Source organism: Enterococcus sp. DIV1298c, assembly GCF_017316315.1.
Taxonomy (GTDB): Bacteria; Bacillota; Bacilli; order Lactobacillales; family Enterococcaceae; genus Enterococcus_B; species Enterococcus_B mangumiae.
Window position 1 is genome coordinate 21,936 of the sequence record NZ_JAFLWG010000040.1, and the last position, 6,999, is coordinate 28,934.

Consider the following 6,999-nt stretch of genomic DNA (forward strand, 5'->3'; position numbering starts at 1 on the left):
TTCACGCTTTTTTTCTGAAAGAGCTACTTCTAGAACACCGTGTATTCAGTTTCAGGGGTACAAGATGACGAATGCCCCAGAACCTATTTGCTGCTACTGACCTAAATCACTCTCACTGTAATACTCCGTATCGATCAACTCTTGTTTGTAGTTTTCTTTGTCAACAGAAACAGGATTTGCTAAATACGTTGGTACGACCTTCACGCCATTATCGTAGGTCTCTTCATCGTTGACTGGCACTTCCTTGTCATTGTTAAGGGCTTCGATCATTTCTACTGTATTATCAGCTAGTACTCGTGTATCCTTAAAAATCGTTTGCGTTTGCTCTCCTGCAATGATCGATTTCACTCCAGCAATCGTCGCATCTTGCCCAGTAATCACCGGTAGTGGTTTATCACTTGAACCATATCCCACTCCTTTTAAGGAGGAAATGATTCCTAAACTGATTGGATCATAAGGTGATAGAACTGCATCTAATTGTTTATCTGTATAATTTGCACTTAATAAGTTATCCATCCGGGCTTGCGCAGTTGAACCATCCCAACGAAGTGTCGCAATCTGGTTGAACTTCGTTTGTCCTGATGAGACGGTCAATTGTTTGCTGTCGATATATGGTTGAAGGATGGACATGACACCGTTGTAGTTGATCAGTGCATTGTTATCATCTGGTGAACCACCAAATAGCTCGATCGTAAAAGGTCCTGCACCATCTTTCAAACCTAATTTATCTTCGATATAAGAAGCTTGTAATACCCCTACGCCGAAATTATCGAAAGTTGCATAATAATCGACATATTCGGAGTTCATCAATAAACGGTCATACGCAATGACTTTGATATCTGCTTGGTGTGCTTTTTCTAATACATCGGTCAATGCCGATCCATCGATCGAGGCAATGACTAACGTATCGACACCTTTTGTAATCATGTTTTCGATTTGTGCCACTTGATTTTCTACTTTATCTTCTCCATATTGCAAATCCGTCTTGTACCCTTTTTCTTCTAGTTGCTTAACGATATTATCCCCATCAGCGATCCAACGCTCCGCAGATTTTGTCGGCATCGAGATCCCTACAAATCCTTTTTCATCCCCGGCTGCACTTCCATTGCTACATCCGGCTAATGTTGTGACTGAGATCAATAAAAAGACAATTGCAACTAACCAATTTTTCCCAACTCGTTTCATCTTTGTCCCTCCAAAACTTATTTGATGGCTTTATTTTACTCATTATATAAAACGCTTTCATTGATTATCTTTTTATATTTCTATAAATTTACGCGTATAATTTCTTCAATTTTATATTTTTCTTCATTTTCTTTTGACAATTCTTGATTTTCTTACGAAATTGACAAACATGCTAATATGAGAACTGGTAACGCTATATGATATAGATAAAAGGGGAGAATGATATGAAGAACAACAGCTTTTTTATCCTGATTGCTTTTTGCTTATTTTTGACCGGTTGTGCTTTTAATGCAAATGAACCTGCAAAAAAAGAATTAACGATCGGCTTTTCTCAAGCAGGCACCGAGAGTAATTGGCGGAAAGCGCAAAATCAGTCCATCAAAGAAGCACTAGAAAAACAAAATTTTCAAGTCCTTCACCGAAATAGTTACTCTGATCCAAAACAACAGATCCAAGATGTGATGACATTTATCGCCTATCAAGTCGATATGATCGTGTTGTCTCCTATCGAAGAAACAGGCTGGGATTCTGTTTTGGAAGAAGCCAAAGAAGCGAATATCCCAGTCATCATCGTCGATCGTAACATCACAACGGAGAAACAAAATCTCTATTTGACCCATATTGGTTCAAGCTTCAAAGCACAAGGCAGCCGAGCTGGGCTCTATGTAACGAATCATTATCAGCAAAAGTCGCAGGAATCGATCCAAGTATTTGAGATACGTGGTTCAGAAAATACATCTCCTACTCGTTTAAGGTCGGACGGATTTTTAGAAACGATTGGACGTGATCCAAGAATCCATGTCACCCAAGTCATCAGCGGCGACTATATTCGATTGAAAGCCAAGGAACAATTCTCAAAAGCGATTGATGAGGGAAAATTAGACGGGATCGACGTCATTTACTCCCATAACGACGAAATGACATTAGGTGCTTTAGATGCCATGAAAGAAAAGAACCTTGAAAACAACTTCGTGATCGTCAGCATTGATGCGCAAAAAGAAATGATCGACCAATTAAAAAAAGGAAATGTCAATTGCGTCGTGGAATGCAATCCATTTATGGGAGAATTAGTCGCAAATACCGTCAAACGTTACTTCGAAAAGAAAGCGATTCCAGATGATATCTATGTTTCTGACACTGTTTTTTCAGATCAAAATGATTTTTCAACGATCCCGCCACGAGGCTATTAGGAGGAACACATGAAGAAAAATGAAAGCATCAAAGTCCTACTCCAACATACCAGTTGGCTGATGTTATCTTTAGCAATCGCACCTTTGATCATTAGTATTGCACTTTATACGCATTATCTATTTTCCTATGAGAAAAGTATCCATAATATTTCTATCGCCAATCAAATCGCCAGTACCGTCGAAGAAACCATTATCGAAGAGGCTTTGGGACTGACTTATGGACAGATCACTCCTGAAGAATTCCAAGATAGCAACCAAGTCAGTCGCATCAAAGAAGAAATCAGAGATATCAAGATCACCACTCAAAACTCTCAAGAACTGGCAACACTGAATATCGTTTTACGTTCACTGGACAACGTAACCGATTATTTAGATAAAATCATCGAGAACATCCAGCAAAAAAAAGCATTTGCAGAAAATCAAGCGCTGATGCTCCATGTCGAATCGGCGGTCAAACTCGCCCACGATATTTTACAAGACTTTGTTAAAATCGAAATCGATACGGCTTCTGTAAAAAGCGAAGAGGTTCGAAGTTCCTTAGTGATCCTCTCAACGATCGAAGTCATCATTATCGCATTGATTTTCTTATTGACGAGAAGAATCAATACAAAAATGATGTACCAAATCCAACAGCCGATGGATGAAATGGTCAAAATGGCTGATGCTTTAGCAGAAGGACATTTAAATCATCGAATCAAAACGCCACAAAACAATGAGTTGAAAAAACTAAGCAATAGTATGAATGACATGGCTGATAATTTAGTGGTTTTATTAGAGGAAAATGCATTGAAACAATATAACCTTGCCCAAAGCGAAGTCCGAACGCTGCAAGCCCAGATCATCCCCCATTTTATTTATAATAGTCTAGATGCCATTTTAGTTTTAGCAGAAATGGGTGAAATCAAAAAAGTCAAAGAAATGACTTATGCCTTATCTGACTTTTTCCGGATCTCATTAAGCCAAGGAAAAGACTGGATCCCCGTCGAACAGGAAATCAGACATTGCGTCAATTACCTAACGATATTACAGATTCGCTACGGTGATGAGTTATCCTATCGCTTAGACATCGATCCAAAAGTCCAAAATCATACGATCTTAAAAATGATTCTTCAACCATTGATTGAAAATGCGGTCTATCATGGAACAAAACTTGTCCGTCGTCCAGGGAAAATCATCGTAAAAGCGTATATAGATGTAGAAGGATTGATTCATTTTTGGATCATTGATAACGGCAAAGGTATTACAGAAACCAGACTGAAAGAGATCAATCAAGAACTGGCAGATGGTTTAGATACGAATTTCCATAAAGGATATGGCCTCTTTAATGTCAATAAACGTTTGCTTTTGTACTATGGATCCGATGCAAACATTACGATTACTAGCCGGATCGACCATGGAACAGTCGTCCATGTCATCCTTCCTACGAAAGACTTAGAAGGGAATGAAGCAGATGTATAAAATTTTTATCGCAGAAGATGAACATTTGATTCGAGAATCGTTGAAGAGAATGCTCACTGGATTTTCTAACTTCTTACCACTCGGACCGATTGGAGATGCCAGTGATGGCGAACTTGCTTTAGCAATGATTGCCGAACAGAAACCAGATATCTTATTGACGGACATTCGTATGCCTTTCATGAATGGGCTTGAATTAGCAAATGAAGTAAAAAAACTCCTGCCCGATATCCAAATCATCTTTATCAGTGGCTACGATGAATTCACCTATGCAAAAACGGCCATTCAACTTCAAGCAGCCGATTATTTGTTGAAGCCGATCAAGCCTGATGAATTACAAGAAAGTTTAGAACATATCATTCAAAAATTAGAAGCTGATTCATTGTTGAAACAGGCAAAAGAAACAACTAGTTATTCGCTAGAGGTACAAAAAAATTTCTATTTGAATGCCCTATTCAATAATCAGTTATTACTTTCAGAAGCAATTGATGAAGGTCGTAAGCTCGATCGAGAAATCGCAGGGAACAAATTCATGGTCCTTTTGATTGCCAATCATGCAAATAAATTCTTTTCAGATTATGATGTTTTTCATGAAAAGATGGCAGAACTATTTGATAACGACAAACACATGCTCTTCTCTTCCCTCTCTTCCCGTTTTATCAAATTGCTGATCTTTGATCAAAATGAAGAGATACTCCAGAAGAAAGCGAATCAAGTCGCATTGCTCTCCCACAAAACATTGAGTCATACGACAGATGATCTAGTTATCGCAATCGGTCATCCAGTGCAAAGAATCAGTGAAATTGCCCGTAGTTATGAAACAGCAGTCCAATTGCTCAGCTATTTGTCGGTTGATCCTAACCTAAAAATCCTTTCTTATTTGGATTATGAAAAGAAACTCACTAGTTATGGACAAACATTTGACCTAAAAGAATCCATTACATTACTTAGAAAAAGCGAAATTCAACCGTTTATTGAAGAGTTAGTTAAACAGACCGACCAACATGCCGATCCGCTCCTTATTAGACACTTGATCATCAATGAGTTGAACCATCTAGTAAAGATACGTCAAAAACAAAGCAATCAAGTCGTTTCTTTAGACTCACCAGAAGAGACTCCGGCGATCCTTTCAGAAACGCCGCTATTCAAAAAATATCTTGAACAAATGATTCGCTTTTTAAAGGAAATGGTCCTTGAGAATCATATGAGTCAATACAAAGAAGTACTCGAGCAATCGATCGAGTATATTGAAATTCATTATTCTGAACCAGAACTTTCATTAAAAGAAGTCGCCAATCATGTCCATTTAAGCAGCTCACATTTTAGCACGATTTTTTCTCAAGCGCTGGGGCAAACATTTATTGATTATCTTACTGAACAACGATTGAGCATGGCGAAACGACTTTTGCGTGAGACAAATTTAAAACTATCTGCGATTGCTGCCGAAGTCGGCTATAATGATCCAAATTATTTTAGTTCTATTTTTAAACGAAAAGAAACTATTTCTCCTAAGGAATATCGAAAAATGAAACAACAACGCGGGCATCCGCTACAAGAAAATAATTATTTAGTCAACAAATAAGCGATGAACAATAGAAATATTTTTTTCAGTTTACTCTGAAAAAGTTGTTACTTTATTGTCCTAACTACTTGCTATAATTATAGAAATAATAGCAAAAAGAAAGGAATGCGCGTGTGAAAGCAGAACTAAAAAAATTACCCGTGATCATCGTTGGAATCATTAGTATTACTGTGGGACTAAACATGTTTTTACTTCCACATCAAATTGCTTCAGCAGGCGTAGGATCAATTGGATTTCTTTTAGAAACAGCTTTACTGATTGATCGAACATTGATTGTTTGGGCAGTCAATATAGCCATGCTTTGCTTGGCTTTTATCTTTTTGGAAAGAGCAGTCTTTTTTAAAACATTAATAGGTAGTTTGATATTTCCAATCATTTTAGCCTACACACCGACTTTATTGATCACCCAGTTTTTCCCAGTCGCTTTAGTTGTCGGTAGTTTTCTATTTAGTTTAGGGATATTCATTCTATACCAAATCGGTGCATCAAATGGTGGAGTGACCGTTCCTCCATTGATATTCAAAAAATATTTTGGGATTGAACATGCCTTAGGAGTTTTATTGACAAATATCGTGATCATTGTCTTAAATCTTGTGATACTTGGAGTCAGACAAGCTGTGATTTCTGCAATCTCCATTTATCTGATCTCTTTTTTCATGAAAAAGTTATTGCAACTCCAAACGCAATTCTTAGCTATTAAGCCAGTCAAGTTGGCTAATGAAAGTACACCAATTCTAAATAAACAACCAAATGAAAATCTTTCTGAATAAACATTCAAACTAACAACCAGTCAAAATAACCCATAAATCCTAAAATAGTATTTTCCTATTTTTAGAGTTTATGGGTTATTTTTTTGTACATTATTTATATGATCGTAAGGAAATAAAATCATTTCCTCGAAAAATAAAGCGGAATCCATAATCGTACCTTTCATGGATTCCGCCTCATTGAGTCAGCTAGTCTTCTATCTAAATTTTATTTTTTATTTTCTTCTTCTTTTTCCTGTTCTTCCTCTTCTTTGATGACACGTTCGACACGATCTTCATCATTTTGTAAATCACGACGTTTGCGTTTGAAGAGTCCAAAGAATCCCGCAAAAGCAACGAGTATTCCCCCAATGAATTTGCCAAACACGCCTGAAGTTGAACCGGTCTTAGGTAATTGTTTACCTGACGCGTCTTCCGTATCATTTGCCGTTTGCGTGTTAGCTGTTTGATCATTCTTTTGTTCATTGCTAGATGATTCATTGTTGGATCTATTATCACTAACTGCTTGATTTGTTGCGCCTAGATTTTCTGTATCAGTAGTCTCGTCTGGTGTTGCAACACTTGAATTTGTTTCGCCATCATCTGTACTTCTTCCTGCTTCTGATGTCGGTGTATCTGGATTGATTTCACCACCACTAGTGTTAGGATCTATTTCTGGCGTCGTTGTGCCGGGATCTGTGGTTTCATCACCTGTACTTGGATCGACTTCTGGCGTCGTTGTGCCGGGATCTGTGGTTTCGTCTCCTGTACCTGGGTCCACTTCTGGTGTGGTTGTGCCGGGATCTGTGGTTTCGTCTCCTGTACCTGGGTCCACTTCTGG

General features: G+C 37.9%; 6 protein-coding genes. 4 read left to right on the forward strand and 2 right to left on the reverse strand.

The genetic code is table 11. The annotated features are described in order from the left end of the window. Nucleotides 1-93: 93 nt before the first annotated feature. Nucleotides 94-1,185: a multiple monosaccharide ABC transporter substrate-binding protein gene (chvE, locus tag JZO83_RS09760; protein WP_206859192.1), complete on the reverse strand. Its 1,092-nt coding sequence runs from the start codon at nucleotides 1,183-1,185 to the stop codon at nucleotides 94-96. A gap of 224 nt (nucleotides 1,186-1,409) precedes the next feature. Here chvE and JZO83_RS09765 point away from each other — a divergent pair, with 224 nt between their 5' ends. The 4 genes from JZO83_RS09765 to JZO83_RS09780 all read left to right on the forward strand — a co-directional run bounded on the left by JZO83_RS09765 (nucleotide 1,410) and on the right by JZO83_RS09780 (nucleotide 6,182). Then, nucleotides 1,410-2,375: an ABC transporter substrate-binding protein gene (locus tag JZO83_RS09765; RefSeq protein WP_207115630.1), complete on the forward strand. Its 966-nt coding sequence runs from the start codon at nucleotides 1,410-1,412 to the stop codon at nucleotides 2,373-2,375. A gap of 9 nt (nucleotides 2,376-2,384) precedes the next feature. Next, complete coding sequence (locus JZO83_RS09770) at nucleotides 2,385-3,833, forward strand: sensor histidine kinase (protein WP_206859195.1); 1,449 nt, start codon at nucleotides 2,385-2,387, stop codon at nucleotides 3,831-3,833. Beyond that, nucleotides 3,826-5,412, forward strand: a complete 1,587-nt coding sequence (locus JZO83_RS09775) for a response regulator (protein ID WP_207115631.1) — start codon at nucleotides 3,826-3,828, stop codon at nucleotides 5,410-5,412. The genes JZO83_RS09770 and JZO83_RS09775 overlap by 8 nt, the downstream gene beginning before the upstream one ends. Before the next feature lie 113 nt (nucleotides 5,413-5,525). Beyond that, nucleotides 5,526-6,182: a YitT family protein gene (locus JZO83_RS09780; RefSeq protein ID WP_207115632.1), complete on the forward strand. Its 657-nt coding sequence runs from the start codon at nucleotides 5,526-5,528 to the stop codon at nucleotides 6,180-6,182. A 205-nt stretch (nucleotides 6,183-6,387) separates the two neighbouring features. On the opposite strand, the gene JZO83_RS09785 is transcribed toward JZO83_RS09780, so the two are convergent. Continuing rightward, nucleotides 6,388-6,999, reverse strand: a 612-nt coding sequence (locus JZO83_RS09785) for an LPXTG cell wall anchor domain-containing protein (protein WP_207115633.1), incomplete at its 5' end; no start/stop codon positions are given.

What these genes read in the sequence shown, in the direction of transcription:
- chvE (WP_206859192.1), bottom strand. Translation starts at nt 1,185, where the DNA reads ATGAAACGAGTTGGGAAAAATTGGTTAGTTGCAATTGTCTTTTTATTG.
- JZO83_RS09765 (WP_207115630.1), top strand. Translation starts at nt 1,410, where the DNA reads ATGAAGAACAACAGCTTTTTTATCCTGATTGCTTTTTGCTTATTTTTG.
- JZO83_RS09770 (WP_206859195.1), top strand. Translation starts at nt 2,385, where the DNA reads ATGAAGAAAAATGAAAGCATCAAAGTCCTACTCCAACATACCAGTTGG.
- JZO83_RS09775 (WP_207115631.1), top strand. Translation starts at nt 3,826, where the DNA reads ATGTATAAAATTTTTATCGCAGAAGATGAACATTTGATTCGAGAATCG.